Raw genomic sequence first — 17,042 nt, 5'->3', positions numbered from 1 at the left:
AGCGCCTGCACCAGATCGGCGGTGTGGCGGTCGTTCTCCGCGTCGCGGCCGTCGGTGTGCACCACGATCCGCCGGGCCAGGAAGGCCATGCCCTCAGCCGAGACGGACATGCCCATCGGGGTCAGGGCGTAGATCACCGTGCGGGCCGGATCGGGGGCGGCCATCGCTCCCATGGCAGCGGCGGCGGCCGGCAAAGCCCACAGACCGGCGCGCACGATGCGCGGGGAGGACTGCCCCAGCATGGTCAAGCCGAGCAGGACCAGGGCGAGCACGGCCGTGGCGCCCTCGCCGGCGGCGAGCGCGCCGAGCGCGGTGCCCTTGCCGTAGGCGTGGCCGATGTTGCTGTACGTGCCGATCCCGCCGAACACGCCCGTGGCCAGCATCGGCACGAACGCGGCCGTCAGGACCCCGATCTGTACCCGGGTCAGTTTGGTGCTGGTCATCGGACACCCCCGGCGGCGAGCAGGGCGGCGAGGATGAGCAGGGCACCGCCAGTCAGGGTGAGGTCGACCGCGCGGCGCAGACAGGTGAACTTGGCGACCGCGAGCCGGGACAGTCCGGCGATGTCGGCGGCCAGATCCCGGGCGACGGCGGCGCCGATCTCGTCGGCGGTGAGCGTGGCCCACAGGGGGAAGCCGTGCCGGCCGCCCAGGTTCGGGCGCACCGACCGCAGCAGCAGACCGGCCGCCGCGACCAGCAGCGCCAGACCGAGACTGCCCGCGACGATGGCGGGCACGGTCAGCGGCACGTCGCGGGCGACGGTCCAGGTACCGGCGAGCACCGCGCCGACGAACGCCAACAGCAGCGCCGTCTTGCTGTCCGTCCGCGCGATCTCCGCCTTCACCTCAGCGTGCGCAGCGGTCAGATCCCGGTCGGTGGTGCTCACGCGGCACCCCCGGGGAGGCTCGTGCCAGCCGCACGGTTGACCAGCGCGACCCGCGCGGCCAGCGCGCGGCGGCGGGCCCGGCGGATGCGGCGGTCGTCCAGCTCGGTCGGCGTGCGGTCGAGGGTGACGATGTGCGCGTCCAGCAGCTCGACGTCCGCGAGGATCACGGGCATCTCGTGCTCGATCGCGTCCAGCTCTGCATCCGTGGGTTCCATCCACGGCTCGAACGCGGTAACAGCGTCCTGAACAGTGACGATGTGATTCATGGGTCGTGGTTCCTTCCGCAGAGGAACGGCCCGAACAGCGGCCCCGGGATTGCGCCCCGGGGCCGCGCGCCGTTCAGGGGTGGTGTGTTGGCTTTGGCGGCGCCCTTGATGGACTCGGCCAAGGCGGGGATCAGGGCGGCCGCAAGGCAGCGCGTTTTCGTGATCCTCATCAAGCGGGCAGGGTGCTCCGCAAGGCTGTGCGCCCTGCCCGCATGACGAGTGACGGGAAGCCCGTCACTGCGTCTCGCGGATCCCTACGCGCCTTGCTCCACCTCCCTCTTGGCCGGCGCGCGGTTACCGCGCCACTCAGTCGTCACTCGCTGAGTGGATGCGCCCATCCCTTCCGGGTGTCATGGACCGGGTGCAGCCCAATCACCGGGATCCCCGTGATCCGGTCCCTGGGTCTACGCCCGAGGGTCAGACCAGCGGCTTAGCCGATGACACCGATCGATCCGTGAAGACGCCGGACTTTTCACGCCTCCCCTGCCGCTCGGGCCGCGTGTAAGCGGGCCCGGCGGAGTCGTTCTGCCGTGCGTTTGCGCAGGCCAAAGAAGACCCACCTGCACCCTCCAGCCTGACCAACTTGGCTAGCCCAGTGGGTACGAGAACAACGTAGCCATCCTGGCTAGTCACGTCAACACCTGGCTAGCCTGGCTGTCCTGATCAAGGGGGAAGGACGTAGCATCGGGGCATGACCTTCACGCCCGAACCCCTGGATCCGGACGACGACCGGCCGCCGTATGAGCAGGTGGCGAGCAGTCTTGGCGCCGCCATTCGGACGAGGAAGCTAGGCCCCGGCGACAAGCTCCCGTCGCACAAAACGCTGACCGAGCTGTACGGATTCGCCCGCGCCACGATCCAGCGGGCCCTGCGAGACCTGGAAGATGAGGGTCTCGTCGTGTCCCGCAAGGGCAGCGGCGTATACGTCCGCAACCGCACGGAACGGCCGGCCGGTCTCCGCCCGTACGTCGAGCAGGCATTCGCCAGCACGGACGTCTCGATCGACTTCGCCGGGTTCTCCAGCGAGACGCTGCACAGCGCGCTTCAGGAGCCCATCGACAAGATCCGCGTCGGCCGGCTGACACCGTCGAGCATCAGCATCCGCATCCTGGTGCCCGACATGGCGGTCCCCCACGCCGCGCCCGTGCGCCGCGAAGACGGGGCGGACGACCCGCGCCTACGCCGTCGCATGCACGACATGATGGTCGGCTTCACCCGCAGCATCGCCAACTCGATCCACGAGCTGAGCGTTCTGGGGCTGGTGCCAGAGACCAAGGTGAGCGTGCGCGTCCACAGCGGAACGCAGTTCTTCAAGCTGTACGTGGTCAACCAGGAAGATGCGTTCTTCGGGTACTACCCCATCCGGCCCAACAAGGTGGTCGCGGAGGGGGAGGTCATAGAGATCTACGACCTGGTGGGGGCAGATGCCACGCTGTTCCACTACTCCGTGAACGAGGGCGAGGCATCGAGCGGGGCGCAGCAGGTCGAGCAGGCGCGTATGTGGTTCGACAGCGTGTGGAGCACCATCGGAAGGGACCTCGACCCTGATGGGAACTAACAAGCTCTCCGAGGTTGCCGGAGCCACCAGCGGAGTCCTGTTCGACTTTGACGGGCCGATCTGCGACGTATTCGCGGGTCGGCCCGCCCCCGGTGTCGCGCAAAAGCTCTCGGAGGTCGTGACCCAGCACGACGCGACTCTTGGCGCCAAGGCGGCCAGCGTCGACGACCCAATGGAGATCCTGCGCCTTGCCATGCAGGGCGGCGAGCCGGTCATCCGGGCAATCGAAGAATCACTGACCAAAGCCGAAGTGTCGGCCGTCAAGGTCGCGGGTCCGCCCGTCCCCGGCTCGGTCGCCGCCCTCGAAGCGGCGCACTCGTCCGGACGAAAGGTCGCCGTCGTGAGCAACAATTCGACGGCCTGTGTACGGGCGTTCCTGATGCTGCACGGCCTGCGCCACCTGGTGCACGAGGTCATTGGTCGTGCCGCCTATCGGCCGGACCTGATGAAGCCCGACCCCCACTCGTTGCTGCTCGCCGCTGCACGACTTCATGTGCACCCCCATCACTGCACACTCATCGGGGACTCGGTGACAGACGTCGAAGCCGCTCGTGCTGCTGGCGCGCGGTCCATCGGCTTCGCCAACAAGCCGCACAAGGATCTCGCTCTGACTGAGGCAGGGGCCGATGCAGTGGTCGCCGACATGACCACTGTGGCCGATGCTCTGGCGTCGATCCCCCCTCTGGCTTGACGGCAGTTCTTGACGGCAACACCGACGGACGTTGCCGTATCAGGAAAACCAGACGCACACACTGCGAGTAGGCAAGGACGGTCGCGCCCCTGATCACCGGATGACCCGAATGATCTCCTAAAGCGGGTGTCGCAGGTTCGAATCCTGCCGGGGGCACATACCTAAGGGCCAGTTCAGAGGCTTGATCCTCTCGAACTGGCCCTTTCGCATGATCACGGCCGTGCCACAGACGTGCCACAAGGTCCGCTAGGAGTCCGCATCACCCCGTTCCTTGCGGATCATCGAGCCGAGCCGATCGGCGATCTCGCGGTCACGGCCGTTGACCAGGTGCTGATAGATCAGCGCGGCGCGGGGCGTGCTGTGGCCCATCCTGGTCATCAGCTCACGCAGGCTCGCGCCGGACGCGGCGAGAGTGTTCCCGGTGTGCCGTAGATCGTGAAAGTGCACGTCTGCCGTGATACCCGCCTTCTTCCTGGCGTTGATCCAGTCGTCCCGGAAGTTGCTCCGGCGGAGCCGACCGCCCTGGGGACCGAGGAAGACATGACCATCACGGCCGGATCCAGCGTAGGCATCGAGGCACCGCTTCACGTCCGGCAGGAGTTCATTCGGGAAGGCCACCGGCCGGACACCGGCATCGGACTTGGGCGCCTTGTCGAAGAGGGCACCCGTCTGCATCTCGGCTTGTGAGCGCCGGACCATGAGCGCGGCGTTGTCCGTATCGACGTCCCGTCGGCGGAGCGAGGCCAGCTCACCGAAGCGCAGGCCGGTGAAGGCAGCGAGGAGAACGAGCAGCCGGTAGCGCGGGGTGATCGCGTCGGCCACGGCGTACACCTCCGCCACGGTGAGAACGGGCCGCTCTGGCACGTCGTACCGGTCAGCGCCCTTGATCCGGCACGGGTTGCGCCTGATCAGCTCGTCATCAACGGCCGTGTTCAGGATCGCCCGCAGAATCTGGTACGCCTTGACCACGGTCGGCTCACCAGTCCGCTCCAAGCAGGCCGTACGCCAGGCCCGGACCCGCGCTGTCGTGATCGAGGACAACGGCCGCTCACCGAAGGTGGGCAGCAGATGCAACCGGATCACGGACTCGTGCCGCTCGCGCGAACGGTCTGCAAGCTTGCGGTCCTTGAGCCACGCCGACGCGTACTCGCCAAAGTGGACCTTGCCCGCATCGGGGTCGGACCACTGACCGCGAGTGATGTCCGACTCGATGAGGGTCAAGGCGACCTCGGCATCGGTCTTGGTCGCGTACGTCTCCTCACTGCTGCGGAGCTGGCCCGTGTTCGGGTCGCGGTAACGAGCCTGCCAGCGTCCGGATTTGAGCTGCCGGACCGAGCCAAAACGCCGCCGCCTGCCCTGGTTGTTCGCCATCAGGCAGCCCCCCTCAATGCGGCTCGACGTACGGTCACCGGCTGAACAGTGTGCTCAGCGACGTAGGCGGACAGGACGCTCTCCGGGATCCGGACATGCCGACCAACCTTGACGAAGGTGATCCTCCGTTCTTCGATCAAGCGCCGGGGGAAACGCACGCCGGTGCCAAGCAGTTCGGCGACCTGCTGAACGCTGAGGAGTCGATCCACGATCACCACTCCCCCGCCATGTCGAGGTTGGACAGGTCTGCCCGGACTTCTCGCACGATCTCGCGGTTGTGCTGGATGTCGCGGCGGATGTTGGCGGCGAGCCAGGATTCGCCGGGGGTGTGGCCGTGTCCGGCGTAGGTCCAGTGGGCGAGGGTCAGGGTTGTTGCCGCCGGGGTGTGGTCGGGGTCGGGCAGGCCGAGGGCGGAGCGTTGTTGGGCGGCGCGGTAGTCGGCGCGGGTCTGGCGCAAGGCGCCGAGGGTGGTGGAGTAGCGGCGGGACTTGGTGGAGAAGTGGCCCCGGAAGCCGAGCATGTGTGCCCAGTCCCGAAGCTTGCGGTCCGGGTAGAGCGCGTGCAGGTCGAGGCAGGCGGTGATGAGCCGGGCGGGGTGTTCGGGCACGCCGAGCAGGACCAGGGCCTCTTTGTTGCCGATGCGGCGGTCAACAGTGCCGGTCGTCTCAGCGGCCTTGGTCGCGTACTTGGCGACGTAGGAGGCCACGGCCTGTTCAGTGATCTCTTCACCGTGGCCGAAGGCGCCGATCGGCTGAACATCGAGCTGTGTGCCCCAGCGCAGCACGCGGGCGGGCTCGTCTCCCGCGGGCGGTACGTCGACAGCGACGCGGGCAGCGGCGGCGCGGATCGAATCGGTGAGAACGTCGAGGGTGGCCCAGGCCGGGGGCGGGCTGTCGGGACCGTCGGGACCGTCGAAGCGGATCACGGCATGGAAGTGCACGGCCCCGCGCTTCTGATACTCGGCGACCTTGCCGAAGGAGATCCGGGACTGTTCATGGGCGTCCTTCTGCGTGAGTCCGGCCCGGCGGGCGATCTCGCGGCGCAGGTAGATCGTGAAGTAGCGCCACAGGTCGGATGCGTTGTTGTTCCACAGCACCGCGCCCGCGTAGTCGTACGACTCGGGGTCGAGCGGGGTGCCGAGTTCGGGCGCGTCCTCAGCGTGACGGGCGCCGCAACGGCACGGCCGGTTACCGGGGCGGTTGTGGACGGGGCCGAACGAGGGCGCGGTGAGCGTGGCGAAGACCCGGGGATGATCGCGGATGGTGTGCGGGGTGCCTTTGGCGGGGTCGCCGACGAGTCCAGCGCGGATGAGGTGGTAGGTGTCGCCCGCGTAGGTCCAGGCGCAGGACGGGCAGCGCGAGGCACGGCGGTTGCCGCACGCGATCCGGAGCCGACCACCGGGCTCAGTGTCGGTCGAGTACGAGTGCAGTACGTAGCCCGTGGCAGCGTCACGGGTAACGGTGGAGCCTTGCAGGTGGATTGGATCGGAGCAGCCGCCAGTACGCCGGATCTGGTCTTGGATGCGGTCGAGGTCCGAAGACCCGGCCAGCCTCAGCACGTCGGCGAGGGTGGCCGGGTCCAGGCCCGCCATGGTGGCGGTATCAGTCAAGGTGTCACCTCCTGTCGTGGGCGGGGCCGTGGTTGGCGGTGTAGCCGTCGACCAGCGCCTTGACCTGGGCGTCACCCGTGGCGGTGGCACTCGCGCCGCAGTGGCAGACGGCCGATGCAGTGGCGGGGGCGGACGGGGACGGCTTGCTGACGTGCAGGCCAGGGCGGTCCGAGGTCGGGGTGAGGTCAGCCACGGCGGTCACCGCCCGGCGCGGGCGAGGGTGGCGGCGGGGGCGGTGTGACCGGTGCCCTTGCAGGTCGGGCAGGTGACGCGGAGGGTGGCGCGGGTGCCGTCGGCGTGGCGGGTACCGGTGGCGATGGCAACAACGGGGAAGCCGTCGCAGTCGCGGCAGACCGGCGTGTTCTGGGCGTACTGGGGCATGATGGGTGCTCCCTTTCGGGTCCGATGGATCTGGAAGTGGTTGCAGGCGCCGGGGCGGCGGTTCTTTGGCGAGAGAGCCGCCCCGGGGCCGTTCAGCGGCGGCGGTTGCGACCGCGCGGGATGGGCGGGATCGAGTCGTAGGCGTCGCGGCCCTGCTGGAACGAGGCCCGGTCGCTGTCGCTCATGCCGGACTCGCCGATCCGCCGGTTGATGCGGCCGACGGTCTTGCGGTCGCCGTGGCGCTTGGCGATGGCGTACTCACGGCCGAGTTCGGCCATCTCCGGGTTGGACGGAGTGTCGTTGTTCTTCCGGCTGAAGATGCCCATGTCAGCGGTTCCTTTCCTGATTGAGGAGCGAGCGGAGGACGACCGCGCACACGGCCACGGACGTGGCGGTGATGGCGACCGCGAGGAGCATGGAGACCAGGACCGCGCCGACGACGAGGACCACGGCACCGCCGCCGGCCGCGAGGGCGAGCGCGCTGCCGGGGGTGAGCTGGACGGCCGGCCGGTTCGAGACGGGAGCGACCGGGGCGGTGGCCGTCGGCTGGACAGGTGCCGGGGTATAGGCGGTCGGGGCGGTGGCCGTGGCGGGCGGTGCGGTGTCCTGGGGCGGATACTTCGGAGTGAACACGAGGCGGTTCCCTTCTACTTGAGGACGGTGCCGAGGGCGGGGGCGAGGAAGCTTCCGGCGACGAGGTAGCCGCCGACCAGGAGCACAGCGACCAACCACCACGGCGGACGGGCGAGCTTGACGCCGAGCCATCCGACGACGAGCAGGGCGAGCCAGAGCGGTACGTCCATGGAGATCTCCCCTCAGGCCTTGCAGCGGTGGGTGCGGGCGGCGAGTTCGGCCCCGGCGCGGGTGTCGTAGTCGGCAGCGAAGCCGCAGCCGGGCGCGGTGCAGGCGGCGGTGTGCTTGTCGCGGCCACGGCCGTCATAGGAGGTGGCGACCTGCACGGGCCCGATGCGGATCACGTTGCGGAACCGGCGGTAGGCGGTCACGGGCGGTATCTCCCTTCCTGGTCAGGTGAGCTGGAGTTCGGCGGCGATGGCGTCGGCCATCGGGGCGGGCAGTTGGAGTCGGGCGGACAGAGCGTCGGCGGGCATCGGGGAACCGGTAGAGGCCTTGTGGGTGTCAGCGATCTTCCGGGCGTGATCGAGCAGCGCGGCCGGAACGGCGGGGGCGGCGGGCGCGGGCTCTGGCGGGGCGGGGGTCAGCTTCGGGACCGTCGCGGCGGGAGCCGGTTCGTCGGTGCGGTGCATCTCAACTTCCGGCGCCGCCGGTTCGTCCACATGCTGTGGAGCGGGCGGGTCGGTCGGCGAGTGGACCAGGAGAGTTCCGCCGAGAAAGGCCAGTGCGGGCCAACCGGCGACGAGGATGCACAGCCAGGCGGGCACGTGGGCCAGGTCGAGAAGTCCGGCGGTCGCGATGTTCGCGCCAAGTGAGGCGAACAGGGCGATGACGAACCAGATCCAGGCGGAGCGGTCGCGGCGGGCCGTGCGCAGTCGGCGCCAGGCGGCGACCAAGAGCAGGTCAACTGAGACCGGGTAGGCCCATGCCTTCCAGCCGGACTGTCCGGCCGCTTCGGCCAGATCGTGCAGGTGGGCGAAGGACAGCGCGCCAGCGATGACGGCCTGTACGAGTACGGCGTCGAAGCGGATCGAGCGGGACATGCGGGGTACCTCCCTTCAGGGGAGTCGGGCCAGGGGCGGGCGGGGAGCGGTGTCCGGCCGCCCGGCCCCGGCGGGGGTTCAGCCGGTGGGGGCTTCGCCGGAACCGAGGCAGTTCAGGCAGAGGCCGGTTTGCTGGCCGACGGTGCGGCGCTTGCGGCCGACGCGGACGGTGCGGAAGACCTCTCCGGAGCCGTGGCAGGTTGGGCACTTCGCGGGCTCCGGGTCGGCGGTCGCCGGGGCGGGGGTCTTCCGAGCGGCCACGGCGATCACCCGTCCTGCGTGGTCGCGGTGTCGGCGACCTGGGCAGCGGCCCAGCGGTCCACGGCCGCGAGGTAGCCGGTCACGGTCTGGGCCAGCTTCTCGGCGAATTCCTTGTGGTCGGCGGGCGAGCGGCTCTCGAAGACCGAGATGGTCAGGTGGTAGCCGTCTCCGTCGAGGGCCAGGATGGGCGGGCGGTCGGTGCCGTAGTCGTGGAAGTGGACCCAGGTGGAGGGGTCCCCGTGGAAGGACATCGAGGCGGACATGTGCGTACCTCCCTGTACTCGGGCATGGCGGGGTAGGGACCTGACGCGAAGCGGTCGCGCCGACCGGGACGGAGCGGGTGTTACTCGGTGACCGGGCGGGGCTTGACCAGCGACGGACCGGCCGCCGATGTGGGGGCGGGCACGTAGGGGCGGAACGGGTAGAGGAACGGCAGATCCGGGACCAGGTGGGCGAACTCCCGGCAGACCGCCACGACTTCATCGCGGCTGGTGTTCGGGGTGCGGATCTTCGACCAGCCGCCGGAGGAGTCCGCCGCGACAGCGGTTCCGGGGCGGTTCATCGGGATCAGACTCGCGGCCGGGACCGCGTCCGGGGCCACGTCCGCCAGGCCCATTTCGGCTGTCTGCTTGTCGTTGACGCGGTGCACCACGCGGCCGGTGAGCTGAGCGCGGAGCATGGTGGCGCCCTTGCCCAGGTCAGAGCCGAAGCGCTGCCCGCAGATCTCCAGGTAGATGCCGATCGCGCGGGCCATCTGCGCCAGCCGGATCAGCGCCGTGACGATCCGTTCCCGGCGCTCCTCATCCTTCTTGGAGAAGATCAGGAACAGTTCCGCCACCTCGTCGACCAGGACGACCACCGGCACCGGGCGCACCTCGTCGGGCAGTTCCCACAGGTCCGAGACGCCGTGACGGCTCAGCAGGTCGAAGCGGTCTTCCATCTCCGCGACCAGGACGCCGAGCAGTGAGGCGGCATCGTCGGGGTTGGTGACCAGCGCCGACAGGCGGGGCGCGAACGCGGACTGTTCCACCCCACGCTTGCAGTCAACGCCGACCAGGGCCACCGGCAGTTGCGCCAGCCCCTTGATCAGGTTGCGCTGATACATGGACTTGCCGGAGTGGTTGGCCCCCAGGGTGAGCGCCATCGGTGCCTTGCGGTAGTCCCGCTCGAAAGCAGTCCCGTCCTCCCGCACCGCGACCGGAACGGCCATGCCGTGCGGGCGAGCCTTGCGGGGCATCCGCACCCGGCGCAGCACGTCATAGCCGGTCATCCGCAGTTCGACGAAACCGGGCTTCGTCTCGACCACAGTCACCGAGTGGACGCCCCAGGCGTGCCGAAGCCGCTCCGAGGAGGCGATCACGTCGGCGGGCTCCAGGCCAGCGGGAAGCCGCAGAGTGACCCGCAGCCCGGTCGACGTGCCACGTACCCGGCGGATCTTCGGCGGGACCGGCTGAACCTCACGGCGAGCGACGTTGCGGGTCATGAACGCCCGCAGGCCCGACGGGTGCACCGTCAGCCCGCACACGTCCATCGTGGAGCGGTACGAGAGGGTGAAGCGGCCCCAGGTGGCCGGCATCCCGACCAGCGACCAGTACACGCGCGGCGCGCGTATCTTCGCGTAGCCGAGGCCGCCGACACCTGCCAGGGCTCCCGTGGCCTCCATCAACATCGTCAGGTCGGTCATGGTCAGGCCGCCGGGGTGATCGCGACCGCGCGGAACGAAATCCCGTGCCGCTTCTGGCCGTTGAACTCGTTCTCCCAGTCACGGGCCTTCAGGCCGATGACCTTGACCGGCATGCCCGGCGCCAGGCCCTCCGGGTAACCCGTCTCCGGGATGGTCACCTGATACAGGTTCCCCTCCCCATCGTCCGAGACCAGCAGGCCCACGGTCGACAGCGCCGCACCGGTCTCCCGGTCCATGGCCCGCTCACCCGTCTTGGCGTTCGCGAGCTTCGGCGTCGGCGCGGTCGCCACGAACACCACAGCGGTCGAAGTGTCGATCTTGAAGGACGGCATCGCGTCTCCTCTAGTAGAGCTGATCTCCTGCACTTATGTACAGGAGTTACATGTAGAAGAGTGCCTAACTCATGTACAGGAGTCAAGCGTTCTGGGGAGCCAGGCCGCGAAGTGGCTTGAAAGAGACGGGGCTCTCAGTCCCGCGCAGGGAAGCGGTAGTCCAAAACGAACTGGTCAGCGGCCATGGTGGTATCGCATACCTCGACCACTCGCCCATCGTCCGAAAAGGCACTGCGGACCAGGTGGATAACCGGGGCGCCGGGGCTCAGGGCAAGGGCGGTCGCCTCAGCCTTGGTCGCCAGTCGCGCCTTCACGGTCTCAACGAACTCCGCCAGCATGTGGCCGTGCTCTTCAAGGCGCGCGTAGATGCCGCCACCGCCGGGGTTCTCGGCGAACATCTCGGGGATGTCCTTCACCACATCCCATGGCAGGTAGGACGTTGCCTCTTCAGTGGGGATGCCGTCGCGGAAGTACCTGCGTTTACGGGCGAGGACCTTGGTCCCTGTCGTGACGTTCAGTCGCTCCGCAATCTCGGCCGGCGCGTCGACGGGGCCGACGTAGAGCACGTTCACAGAGGGAGTGCCGCCAGACTGCTCGGCTTCGGCGAGGTAGGCAGCCTTACCGGCTTTGCGGTGTGCCCGACGAAAGCGATCGGATGACTTCCGCTGGACAGGGGGCCGCGAGCGGACGAAGGAACCTCGCCCATGGTGGGTCTCGATCAACTGCGCTGCACGAAGCTCGGCCACCGCCTTGCGTACCGTTCCCGAGGCGACGCTGTACCGAGTCATTAGCTCAGTCTCACTGGGTACCGGAGTCCCAGGCTTCAATGCCCCCGACCTGATCTGTGTTGCGAGATCATCCGCGATCTGGAGGTACTTTGCCTTGGCCGAAGATGTCACGTCGCCTGTCGCCATAGTCCTACAGTCTCCCCTATTCTCCTGTACATGAGTAACAGCCGCCCGCAGAACCCGTCAACGCCGCTCCACTCGGTCTCCGTGGCGGGAGTCGTTGTGCGTGAGGATGGGCGTGTGTTGGTGATCCGCCGTGCCGACAACGGCACGTGGGAGCCGCCCGGCGGGGTGCTTGAGCGTACGGAAGCCGTCGAGGATGGGGTACGCCGCGAGGTGTACGAAGAGACCGGGATCAAGGTGCGCGTGGAGCGCTTGACCGGCGTCTACAAGAACATGACGGTTGGCGTTGTCGCCCTGGTGTTCCGGTGTCAGCCCGAAGGCGGTCACGAACAGCTCTCGGACGAGTCGACCGCTGTTGCATGGCTCACCCCGGACGAGGCAGTAGCCGCGATGAGCGAGGTCTACGCGGTGCGCATCACGGACGCTTTGCGCGACGAGGCGCCGCACATCCGGACGCATGACGGCCGCAAGCTGACACCGCTGGTAGGCAACTGATCTTCGGCCGGGGGCCCGGACCTGTTACAGGTTTCTCTACCTCATCAAGCCCCGGCTGCGCTCCGCTCCGCCGGGCGCGCTTCCCGGCTCCGCTGCGGGCGACGCTCCTGCCTTCGGCCCGCTCCGCCCGCGCTGCGCCGACGCGCGCCCACATGTGGATTGGGCCGGTGGCCATGAGTCGATCACCGTATAGAGCGGTCCGCCGTCAAGGCGATGCCTCCGGCGGGGGATCGGCCGGCACCGGGATGGAGGGGGCGCCGTTCCCGACTGCGGGTCCGTAGTGGCTTGCGCGGGGTGCTTCCATCCCGACCACCGTCGACCCAGGCAGAGCCGAGCAGACGCGGCCCATGGCGTCCAGGTCGTTCGTACAGTGGCGCGCTCCACCTGGACGCCATGAACCACGCCCGCTCCACGGTGTGTGGGTCGACGGCGGACGGGATGGAAGCTGGGGAGAGTGGTGGGTACAGGAAGTGCGCGCTCGCTAAGCTTGTGAATCAAGGGGCGCCAGATGGCCGCCAAGGGTCTCTCTAGCAGTCTCAATGAAGCGGCGTTGAGTATTGACCCGCTGGTCAGTGAGGCTTGTGAAGCCGTCGCTGGTGACATAGAGCGGATGCTCGCCAGTGTTCCCGGCGATCTCTTCAAGGGTGTCGCACTCCTCGGCAACCGCACCGGCGAATGCGCGGGCCGCTTCGGCAACAGCGGGGGGACCCTCTAGCAAGACGGCTGGAAGAGCCTTCCACAGTTGACGCGTCAGCTCGACCATCTGCTCGATCTTTTCGGCGGTGATCGAAGGCCCGGGTTCGATCCAGATGAAGTCCATGTGCTGATCGACCTGAACTGCCAGATCGAGGAAGCGGACGTACACGTCCCGGCGAACCTCTCGCTGCCGGGTGGCGCGCTGCTCGGCGCGTTCTTCGCGAGCTTGCTGTGCCTGTTCCCTTGCTTGCCGTCCGGTGCCCCAGAAGGCGAACCCGCCAGTCACCGCGCCAGCCGACAGCGTGGATACGGCCGTGATCAAAGCGACAGCTACCGTGTCATTCACGGGTGTCAGTGTGCCGTGCCACTCTCGTGCCAGAACGGACGGGGACTCACGGGGAACCGCGGTACACAGTGGTGAGGTCCGACGGGCTCTGCCCGAGCTAGGAAATCCGCAGGTCACACCCGTGATCGCCCAACCTCGCTCCTAAAGCGGGTGTCGCAGGTTCGAATCCTGCCGGGGGCACCCCGTGCTCAAGCCGCCGATCTGGGGTTTCTCTCCCAGGGAGGCGTTGCACTCGGCCTCGGACCGTGCGTCCGGGGCCGATTACGTTTGCCTGCTCCCCGTACGCCTCGCTCAGTGCCGGAACTCGCGAAGGGCGGTCGCACGGGCCCGACTTGGCAGCGGCTTCGGGCCGCCCGCCTGCGTAGGTGCCCCGGCCGGTAGGCGGCAGGGCCGGCGGCGCCCCGTCCCCTTGCGCCCCGAAGCCGCAAGGCGCGATACGCCCCGACCGCGCGACCCACGACACCTAGACTGGGCGCTTTGGGGCCAGGACGGCATCCCACGGGGGACGGAGACGGGCAGTGGTGATGGGCAGCGGAGGCGCGGGCGGCATGGTGGACCCCTCCGCGGAGGTGCTGGGCGAGGCGGCCGCCATGTTCGGGTTGCTCGCTTCGCCGCCCCGGCTGCACATCGTCTGGGCGCTGGCTCAGGGTGAGAGCGATGTGAGCGGACTCGCGGAGCGGGTGGGCGGTGCGCTGCCGGCGGTGAGCCAGCATCTGTCGAAGCTGAAGCTCGCCGGGCTGGTGCGCTCGCGCCGGGAGGGCCGCCGGGTCGTGTACTTCGTCGACGATCCCGATGTGGTGGCGGTGGTACGGCTGCTGGTCGTCCAGCTGGCCGCCCGCTCCGGGCACGCGTCGTCCGCAGACCACCGTCGCTTCGGTGCCTGAGACGACCTCGGCACCGGGTACGGGCGGTACGCGGCTATCGGCCCGTACGCAGCCATCGGTACGTACGCGGCTATCGGTCCGTACGCGCCTGGAGGCCAGGGGCGTACGGACCAACCGGGATCTGCGCTGCGACGGGGCCGGGGCCGGGACGCCGGCCGGGCTCACCCCGCTCCAGCTGATGCGGCTGCTGGACAGCGGGCCGCGCGGGCTGACCGAGGAGCAGGCCGAGGAGCGCCTGGTCAGGGACGGGGAGAACGTCGTACCCGGGTGGCGGTCGCCGTCCTGGCCTCAGCGTTTTCTGGGCAGTCTGCGCGATCCGTTCACCGCCGTGCTGTTGTGCCTGGGGCTGGTGTCGGCGGCCATCGCGTCCTGGGGCACCGCCTGCGTGATCATGCTGCTGGTCGTGGTGAGCTGCGTACTGCGCTCGGGCGGCGAGCATCAGGCCGGCCGGTCGATGGCCGCGCTGCGCGAGCTGGTCGCCGCCACGGCTTCCGTGCAACGTCGGGCGGCCGACGGCGTGCCGCCCCGTGTCCGTGAGATCCCGGTCGACCAGCTCGTCCTCGGGGATGTGATCCGCCTGGGGCCGGGAGATCTGGTGCCGGCCGATGTGCGCCTGCTGCGCGCCAGCGGGCTGACGGTGCATCAGGCCGCGCTGACCGGCGAGTCCCTGCCCGTGCCGAAGCAGGCGCTCGACGCGCCCGCCGACGGGGGTGCGGACCTGCCGGAGCCGCCGCATCTGTGCTTCCAGGGCAGTAGCGTCGCCTCGGGCAGCGCTACCGCCCTGGTCGTGGCCACCGGGGCGGACACCCGGTTCGCCGCCGCGTACGGCGGTCCGGCGCGGCGGCGGGTACAGACCGCGTTCGACCGCTCGGTCCACGGCATCGCCTGGACGCTGATCCGCTTCATGCTGCTGACCCCGCCGCTGGTGCTGATGGCGAATGCCGCAGTGCGGGGGCGGGGCCTGGAGACGCTGCCGTTCGCGATTGCCGTCGCGGTCGGTCTCACCCCGGAGATGCTGCCCGTCATCGTGACCGCGGCGCTGGCCCGCGGCGCCTCCGCCCTGGCCCGCACCAGCGGCGTGATCGTCAAACGGCTTCCCGCGCTGCACGATCTCGGGGCGATCGACGTCCTGTGCCTGGACAAGACGGGCACCCTGACGCAGGACCGGCCGGTGGTGGAACGCTCCATGGACGCCCGTGGCGGCGACGACCCGGAGGTGCTGCGCTGGGCCGCGGTCAACAGCTTCTGGACCCTGGAACTGGCCGAACTGCCCGCCCCGGATGCCCTCGATGAGGCGATTCTGGGGGCGGTTGGGGGGCTGGGGGCGGTTGGGGAGCCAGGGACCGTCGGGGGGCCAGGGACCGTCGGGGAGCCAGGGACCGTCGAGGAGCCGGGAGCCGTCGAGGCCCTGGCGTCGGACCCGTCCTGCGACGACGGGATCGCGGCGCTGCCGTTCGACCCCGTCCACCGGCTCGCCACGGCCGTGGTCCGCCGTCCCGGGCGGCACGGCAGGCACACCCTCGTCGTCAAGGGTGCCGCCGAGGACGTCCTCGCCCGGTGCGGACGGCTGGCCACCGACGGTGCGGAAGCCGAGCTCGACGACGAGGAGCGCGAACGCCTTCTCGGCCTCGCGGCCAGGGAAGCGGCCGGCGGCCTGCGTCTGCTGGCCGTCGCCCGCGCCGAACGCCCCGCCCGCCTCGGCGCGTACAGCGACAAGGACGTACGCGGACTGACCTTCCTCGGCTTCGTCGCACTCCGCGATGCGCTCGCCCCCTCCGCCGGCGATGCGCTCGACGACCTCGCCCGGCGCGGCGTCGCGGTGAAGGTCCTCACCGGCGACCACCCCGGCACCGCCGCCCGCGCCTGCCGCGACCTCGGACTGGAGCCCGGCGAGGTCCTCACCGCCGACCGGCTCGGCAGGCTGAGCGGGCCGCCGCTCGCCGAAGCCGTCGGCCGGGCCACGGTCGTGGCCCGCTGTACGGCCCAGGACAAGGCCCGCATCGTCACCGCGCTGCGCGAGAGCGGCCACACCACCGGGTACCTCGGCGACGGCGTCAACGACCTGCCCGCCCTGCGCGCAGCCGATGTCGGCATCTGTCCACGCGATGCGGTGACCGTCGCCCGCGAGGGCGCCGATGTCGTCCTCGCCGAGAAGGACCTCACCACCATCGACCGCGCCCTCACCGTCGGCCGCATCAGCAGCGGCAACATCACCGCCTACCTGCGCATCACCCTCTCCTCCAACCTCGGCAATGTCATCGCCATGCTCTCGGCCGGCCTGCTGCTGCCGTTCCTGCCGATGCTCCCCGCCCAGGTCCTGGTCCAGAACCTCTGCTTCGACGCCGCCCAGCTCGCCTTCGCCTTCGACCGGCCCGGCCCCGTCACCGGGCATCACCCCACCGCCACCGCGAACCGACCCGCCATACTGCGGCCGCGCACCTTCCTCCGCTACATCACCGCATTCGGCCTGCTCAACGCCGCCGCCGACCTCGCCACCTTCGGCGTCCTCGCCCTCGCCGCGCACACCACGACGGCCTCTGGGGGCCCGGAGACGTTCCACGCCGGATGGTTCACCGAGAATCTCCTCACCCAGGCGATGGTGATGCTGCTCCTGCGCACCGGCCGCCGCACCGCCGAAGGCCGGGCCATGGGCCCCGTCCGCCTCGCCGTCGGCGCGCTGGCCGTCATCGGCGTGCTGCTGCCGCTGTCCCCTCTGGGCCCGGCACTGGGCATGTCGGCTCCGCCGCCCCTGTACTACGCGTTGCTCGCGGCCGTCCTCACCCTGTACGGCGCTGCGCTCGCCGCCGTCAGGACGCGCTATACGGGCCCACGGGCCTGAGCGAGGGGGCTCGGCCTCTCCCGTCGTCCCCTCCCCGATGGCGGAGTTGCTGCGGCTCACGCGGCGCTGCCGACCTACCGCACCCAAGTCGACATACTTTACTGATTGCGCAATCCGGGAACCCCGCGAGATTCCCTTGCGTTGAAGGCGAAGGAC

Annotated in this window: 23 protein-coding genes, 1 tRNA gene and 1 pseudogene; 6 read left to right on the top strand and 19 right to left on the bottom strand. The window is 69.6% G+C overall.

Going from position 1 to position 17,042, the window contains the following annotated elements; translation table 11 throughout:
• The 3 genes and pseudogenes from SNA_RS38105 to SNA_RS38095 form a co-directional block, all read right to left on the bottom strand.
• A pseudogene (locus SNA_RS38105) lies at positions 1 to 443 on the bottom strand (conjugal transfer protein); the annotation flags it as partial.
• A complete protein-coding gene (locus SNA_RS38100; RefSeq protein WP_044368904.1) occupies positions 440 to 886 on the bottom strand; it encodes a Pycsar system effector family protein in 447 nt (148 codons plus the stop codon). The gene SNA_RS38100 and the pseudogene SNA_RS38105, both read right to left, overlap by 4 nt.
• Entirely contained in the window at positions 883 to 1,152 is a 270-nt protein-coding gene (locus tag SNA_RS38095) for a DUF6284 family protein (protein ID WP_030073402.1), read from the bottom strand. The genes SNA_RS38100 and SNA_RS38095 overlap by 4 nt, the downstream gene beginning before the upstream one ends.
• A gap of 691 nt (positions 1,153 to 1,843) precedes the next feature.
• Between SNA_RS38095 and SNA_RS38090 the strand changes: the two genes are divergently transcribed.
• The 3 genes from SNA_RS38090 to SNA_RS43035 all read left to right on the top strand — a co-directional run bounded on the left by SNA_RS38090 (position 1,844) and on the right by SNA_RS43035 (position 3,557).
• Complete coding sequence (locus tag SNA_RS38090) at positions 1,844 to 2,710, top strand: winged helix-turn-helix domain-containing protein (RefSeq protein WP_030073404.1); 867 nt, start codon at positions 1,844 to 1,846, stop codon at positions 2,708 to 2,710.
• Positions 2,700 to 3,401 (top strand): HAD family hydrolase, encoded by a 702-nt coding sequence (locus SNA_RS38085; RefSeq protein ID WP_030073406.1) that lies wholly within the window; start codon positions 2,700 to 2,702, stop codon positions 3,399 to 3,401. The genes SNA_RS38090 and SNA_RS38085 overlap by 11 nt, the downstream gene beginning before the upstream one ends.
• 85 nt (positions 3,402 to 3,486) lie before the next feature.
• A tRNA-OTHER gene (locus tag SNA_RS43035) sits at positions 3,487 to 3,557 on the top strand.
• A gap of 90 nt (positions 3,558 to 3,647) precedes the next feature.
• Here SNA_RS43035 and SNA_RS38080 read toward each other — a convergent pair.
• From SNA_RS38080 to SNA_RS38015, 15 genes are all read right to left on the bottom strand, one after another.
• Positions 3,648 to 4,772, bottom strand: a complete 1,125-nt coding sequence (locus SNA_RS38080; protein WP_030067624.1) for a tyrosine-type recombinase/integrase — start codon at positions 4,770 to 4,772, stop codon at positions 3,648 to 3,650.
• A complete protein-coding gene (locus SNA_RS38075; RefSeq protein ID WP_030067623.1) occupies positions 4,772 to 4,990 on the bottom strand; it encodes an excisionase family DNA-binding protein in 219 nt (72 codons plus the stop codon). The genes SNA_RS38080 and SNA_RS38075 overlap by 1 nt, the downstream gene beginning before the upstream one ends.
• Positions 4,984 to 6,381: a replication initiator protein RepSA gene (gene repSA / locus SNA_RS38070; protein ID WP_030067622.1), complete on the bottom strand. Its 1,398-nt coding sequence runs from the start codon at positions 6,379 to 6,381 to the stop codon at positions 4,984 to 4,986. The genes SNA_RS38075 and repSA overlap by 7 nt, the downstream gene beginning before the upstream one ends.
• A 4-nt stretch (positions 6,382 to 6,385) precedes the next feature.
• Positions 6,386 to 6,574 (bottom strand): hypothetical protein, encoded by a 189-nt coding sequence (locus tag SNA_RS38065; protein ID WP_030067621.1) that lies wholly within the window; start codon positions 6,572 to 6,574, stop codon positions 6,386 to 6,388.
• 5 nt (positions 6,575 to 6,579) lie between these two features.
• Entirely contained in the window at positions 6,580 to 6,762 is a 183-nt protein-coding gene (locus SNA_RS38060) for a hypothetical protein (RefSeq protein WP_044368902.1), read from the bottom strand.
• A gap of 92 nt (positions 6,763 to 6,854) precedes the next feature.
• Positions 6,855 to 7,088 (bottom strand): hypothetical protein, encoded by a 234-nt coding sequence (locus SNA_RS38055; protein ID WP_030067619.1) that lies wholly within the window; start codon positions 7,086 to 7,088, stop codon positions 6,855 to 6,857.
• A 1-nt stretch (position 7,089) separates the two neighbouring features.
• Positions 7,090 to 7,395: a hypothetical protein gene (locus tag SNA_RS38050; protein WP_030067618.1), complete on the bottom strand. Its 306-nt coding sequence runs from the start codon at positions 7,393 to 7,395 to the stop codon at positions 7,090 to 7,092.
• A 14-nt stretch (positions 7,396 to 7,409) separates the two neighbouring features.
• Positions 7,410 to 7,565 carry a hypothetical protein gene (locus SNA_RS41880; RefSeq protein ID WP_086083352.1) on the bottom strand — a complete coding sequence of 52 codons (156 nt, stop codon included), beginning with the start codon at positions 7,563 to 7,565 and terminating at the stop codon, positions 7,410 to 7,412.
• Positions 7,566 to 7,577: 12 nt separating this feature from the next.
• Complete coding sequence (locus SNA_RS38045) at positions 7,578 to 7,766, bottom strand: mobile element transfer protein (protein WP_030067617.1); 189 nt, start codon at positions 7,764 to 7,766, stop codon at positions 7,578 to 7,580.
• 21 nt (positions 7,767 to 7,787) lie between these two features.
• On the bottom strand, positions 7,788 to 8,438 hold the full coding sequence (locus SNA_RS38040) for a DUF2637 domain-containing protein (RefSeq protein WP_030067616.1): 651 nt from the start codon (positions 8,436 to 8,438) through the stop codon (positions 7,788 to 7,790).
• Positions 8,439 to 8,516: 78 nt separating this feature from the next.
• Entirely contained in the window at positions 8,517 to 8,708 is a 192-nt protein-coding gene (locus SNA_RS38035) for a hypothetical protein (protein ID WP_030067615.1), read from the bottom strand.
• Complete coding sequence (locus tag SNA_RS38030) at positions 8,705 to 8,962, bottom strand: hypothetical protein (RefSeq protein ID WP_030067614.1); 258 nt, start codon at positions 8,960 to 8,962, stop codon at positions 8,705 to 8,707. The genes SNA_RS38035 and SNA_RS38030 overlap by 4 nt, the downstream gene beginning before the upstream one ends.
• Positions 8,963 to 9,042: 80 nt before the next feature.
• Entirely contained in the window at positions 9,043 to 10,383 is a 1,341-nt protein-coding gene (locus SNA_RS38025; protein WP_030067613.1) for an FtsK/SpoIIIE domain-containing protein, read from the bottom strand.
• A gap of 2 nt (positions 10,384 to 10,385) precedes the next feature.
• Positions 10,386 to 10,715, bottom strand: a complete 330-nt coding sequence (locus SNA_RS38020; protein WP_030067612.1) for an SCO3933 family regulatory protein — start codon at positions 10,713 to 10,715, stop codon at positions 10,386 to 10,388.
• Positions 10,716 to 10,849: 134 nt separating this feature from the next.
• Entirely contained in the window at positions 10,850 to 11,629 is a 780-nt protein-coding gene (locus SNA_RS38015; RefSeq protein ID WP_030067611.1) for a GntR family transcriptional regulator, read from the bottom strand.
• Positions 11,630 to 11,647: 18 nt separating this feature from the next.
• Here SNA_RS38015 and SNA_RS38010 point away from each other — a divergent pair, with 18 nt between their 5' ends.
• On the top strand, positions 11,648 to 12,121 hold the full coding sequence (locus SNA_RS38010) for an NUDIX hydrolase (RefSeq protein WP_078970493.1): 474 nt from the start codon (positions 11,648 to 11,650) through the stop codon (positions 12,119 to 12,121).
• A 481-nt stretch (positions 12,122 to 12,602) separates the two neighbouring features.
• Here SNA_RS38010 and SNA_RS38005 read toward each other — a convergent pair whose 3' ends face one another.
• Entirely contained in the window at positions 12,603 to 13,163 is a 561-nt protein-coding gene (locus SNA_RS38005) for a hypothetical protein (protein ID WP_157880198.1), read from the bottom strand.
• 524 nt (positions 13,164 to 13,687) lie between these two features.
• On the opposite strand from SNA_RS38005, the gene SNA_RS38000 reads away from it, so the two are divergent.
• Together SNA_RS38000 and SNA_RS37995 are read left to right on the top strand one after the other, a co-directional pair.
• A complete protein-coding gene (locus tag SNA_RS38000) occupies positions 13,688 to 14,047 on the top strand; it encodes an ArsR/SmtB family transcription factor (RefSeq protein WP_030073407.1) in 360 nt (119 codons plus the stop codon).
• Between the two features lie 178 nt (positions 14,048 to 14,225).
• Complete coding sequence (locus SNA_RS37995; protein ID WP_420823549.1) at positions 14,226 to 16,886, top strand: cation-translocating P-type ATPase; 2,661 nt, start codon at positions 14,226 to 14,228, stop codon at positions 16,884 to 16,886.
• Positions 16,887 to 17,042 lie beyond the last annotated feature (156 nt).

Origin of the sequence: Streptomyces natalensis ATCC 27448 (assembly GCF_000935125.1) — a bacterium.
Classification (GTDB): domain Bacteria; phylum Actinomycetota; class Actinomycetes; order Streptomycetales; family Streptomycetaceae; genus Streptomyces; species Streptomyces natalensis.
Note: the sequence above shows the minus strand (reverse complement) of the source record. Positions and strands in the feature narration are given on the sequence as shown.

Excerpts from the sequence above, each read along its gene's own strand:
- SNA_RS38080 (WP_030067624.1), bottom strand. The coding sequence starts at position 4,772 with ATGGCGAACAACCAGGGCAGGCGGCGGCGTTTTGGCTCGGTCCGGCAG.
- SNA_RS38015 (WP_030067611.1), bottom strand. The coding sequence starts at position 11,629 with ATGGCGACAGGCGACGTGACATCTTCGGCCAAGGCAAAGTACCTCCAG.
- SNA_RS38040 (WP_030067616.1), bottom strand. The coding sequence starts at position 8,438 with ATGTCCCGCTCGATCCGCTTCGACGCCGTACTCGTACAGGCCGTCATC.
- SNA_RS38060 (WP_044368902.1), bottom strand. The coding sequence starts at position 6,762 with ATGCCCCAGTACGCCCAGAACACGCCGGTCTGCCGCGACTGCGACGGC.
- SNA_RS38000 (WP_030073407.1), top strand. The coding sequence starts at position 13,688 with ATGGGCAGCGGAGGCGCGGGCGGCATGGTGGACCCCTCCGCGGAGGTG.
- SNA_RS38090 (WP_030073404.1), top strand. The coding sequence starts at position 1,844 with ATGACCTTCACGCCCGAACCCCTGGATCCGGACGACGACCGGCCGCCG.
- SNA_RS38095 (WP_030073402.1), bottom strand. The coding sequence starts at position 1,152 with ATGAATCACATCGTCACTGTTCAGGACGCTGTTACCGCGTTCGAGCCG.
- SNA_RS37995 (WP_420823549.1), top strand. The coding sequence starts at position 14,226 with ATGCGGCTGCTGGACAGCGGGCCGCGCGGGCTGACCGAGGAGCAGGCC.
- SNA_RS38025 (WP_030067613.1), bottom strand. The coding sequence starts at position 10,383 with ATGACCGACCTGACGATGTTGATGGAGGCCACGGGAGCCCTGGCAGGT.
- SNA_RS38055 (WP_030067619.1), bottom strand. The coding sequence starts at position 7,088 with ATGGGCATCTTCAGCCGGAAGAACAACGACACTCCGTCCAACCCGGAG.
- SNA_RS41880 (WP_086083352.1), bottom strand. The coding sequence starts at position 7,565 with ATGGACGTACCGCTCTGGCTCGCCCTGCTCGTCGTCGGATGGCTCGGC.
- SNA_RS38020 (WP_030067612.1), bottom strand. The coding sequence starts at position 10,715 with ATGCCGTCCTTCAAGATCGACACTTCGACCGCTGTGGTGTTCGTGGCG.
- SNA_RS38030 (WP_030067614.1), bottom strand. The coding sequence starts at position 8,962 with ATGTCCGCCTCGATGTCCTTCCACGGGGACCCCTCCACCTGGGTCCAC.
- SNA_RS38085 (WP_030073406.1), top strand. The coding sequence starts at position 2,700 with ATGGGAACTAACAAGCTCTCCGAGGTTGCCGGAGCCACCAGCGGAGTC.